Source organism: Pseudarthrobacter raffinosi (assembly GCF_023913735.1).
GTDB lineage: Bacteria > Actinomycetota > Actinomycetes > Actinomycetales > Micrococcaceae > Arthrobacter > Arthrobacter raffinosi.
Map to the genome: position 1 here is coordinate 1 of NZ_JAMXBH010000057.1, position 1,511 is coordinate 1,511.

A 1,511-nucleotide genomic window follows, 5' to 3' on the forward strand; every position below is an offset into this window, starting at 1 on the left:
ACCTCGACGTGCTTGACGCAACCCCTACGACGGCTTTCGTCTGACCTCATCTGACCACGACTTGTCGGCTCAAGAGCATGGCACGGGACACGGTGACCCGGGAGTTGGCGCACGAGCCGCTGGGCTGTCGTCCCAAGGTCCTCGAGGTTACGATCCGCCGCACCGGTGCATCGACTGCGGGCGCGTGTGGCGACACACCAGGCGTGGTGTCCAGTACGTCACCGTCGTCATCGACCTCACCCGATCCGTGAGGGAACCGGCCCCGCGCGCCCGCTCGACATGGTAGACGGCCGCTCCAAACAGGCGTTCAAGGACTGGCTGGCCGAGCGACCCACGGCTTGGCGCGAAACCGTGGAGGTGGTCGCGATGGACGGGTTCACCGGATTCAAGACTGCCGCCGCCGACGAGCTCCCCGAGGCGGTCGTGGTCATGGATCCCTTCCACGTGGCGCGCCTGGCCGGCAAGGCGCTCGATGAGTGCCGGCGTCGGGGCCAGCAGGCCATCCGTGGCCACCGCGGCCGTACCGGTCTGTAGAGGGCACGTCAAACGAATAGGCAACTCTGCCCGGAAGCATCGATTCCTGTGCCCACCATAAGGTGGCTGCATGACGGATGCAGAGGTCGCGACCGCGTACTCAAAGAGAGCTGCCGAGTACACTGCAAGATTTGGGTCGGTCGAGTCAGCTCATCCAGCTGACCGGAAGCTCGTAGCTGACTGGGTCGCACCTCTGGTGGGGCCAGTGCTGGATGTGGGATGCGGGCCCGGCCATTGGACCAAGTTCCTCGCGGACCAAGGGGCGGCGGTCGAAGGAATCGATTTGGTGCCGGCTTTCATCAAGCAAGCAGAAGCATCCTTTCCCGGCATCCCATTCCGTGTCGCCTCCCTCACGAGTCTCGTCTGTTTGAAGGAGACGAAATCGCGAGATTTCCACATGCGGTGACGCCTGCGTACTCCTGGCCCGTGGGAGACCTCAGCAGGATCCTTAGTGCAGCCGGCTTCGAAACCATGTCCCATCAGCGACGAACTGATCCTGGTCATCGGCCGCACGCCGCTAGCAGTGCACGCCTGAGCCATTAATAAGAGACAGCAACCGGAGGAATGCGGGCAGGCGAAAGGTAAGCCGAAACTACAACAAAGCTTGGGCTGACCTGTAACCGGAAAAGGCGCCGGCCTGGGCCGAATCGGCCGTGGACCAATCCTCGCGTGATGTGATCCAGTCAACAGAAACCCGTTCTGGCCGAATACTGCACCGGGACTCCGGTGAGCCCCTCAGATTCCCCGCCACGACGCGGATCCTGGGGGCATAGGGCCTGTTGTGGGGGTGGATTTGCGGTGGGGGTTGGGTGGGTGTATTGTTTTCTAAGTCGCCGCGAGGGGAACAGCGAAGAGCTGGTTACCGCGGGCGGCCAACCCCCTAATTCAAGACCAAATGTTGGTTGTTCTTTTGAGCGCCTTTGTTTGGTGGGGATGTGTTTTCTGCTGGTGCGGGTCCTGGAATATGGGTTTGCATC

At 62.1% G+C, this 1,511-nt stretch carries 1 protein-coding gene and 1 pseudogene; both read left to right on the forward strand.

Annotated features, from left to right (window positions below):
• Positions 1 to 62: 62 nt before the first annotated feature.
• A pseudogene (locus NG698_RS21545) lies at positions 63 to 528 on the forward strand (ISL3 family transposase); the annotation flags it as partial.
• Positions 529 to 604: 76 nt separating this feature from the next.
• A complete protein-coding gene (locus NG698_RS21550) occupies positions 605 to 940 on the forward strand; it encodes a class I SAM-dependent methyltransferase (protein WP_252603997.1) in 336 nt (111 codons plus the stop codon).
• Positions 941 to 1,511 lie beyond the last annotated feature (571 nt).

Coding starts and splice junctions, on each gene's coding strand:
- NG698_RS21550 (WP_252603997.1), top strand. CDS start 605: ATGACGGATGCAGAGGTCGCGACCGCGTACTCAAAGAGAGCTGCCGAG.